The sequence below is a fragment of the Telluria sp. AZSoR62 genome (genome assembly GCF_058111565.1).
Genome location: NZ_JBYTST010000267.1, coordinates 1 through 282 on the forward strand (window position 1 = coordinate 1; position 282 = coordinate 282).

1 protein-coding gene is annotated in these 282 nt (G+C 59.2%); it reads left to right on the forward strand.

Annotation, left to right across the window (positions count from 1 at the left end; all coding sequences use genetic code 11):
* On the forward strand, nucleotides 1–282 hold a 282-nt coding region (locus AC3XQU_RS23755), incomplete at both ends, for a hypothetical protein (RefSeq protein WP_489876594.1).

A 282-nucleotide genomic window follows, 5' to 3' on the forward strand; every position in this document is an offset into this window, starting at 1 on the left:
GGGTATCCGCCGACCTGTCCGACATCTCACTCGAAGAAATCCCCCTGCAGTCAGACAAATCGGAGTGGGAGCCAAACGAACTCGCAGCAGCGTACGCAGCATTCGATGAAGGCACCGGTGACGAGCCGGACGTCACCGGCCAACTACTCCGAGTGCACGAATGGAAGCTGATGGGCGTTACCGGCGTCTCTTCACCCGCCTTCGAAACATCCCGAATCGAGCCGGTGTACGGCGAAGAGTTCGGTTACGGAACAAGCAGTGCAGCGGAGGCTCTCGCTACAT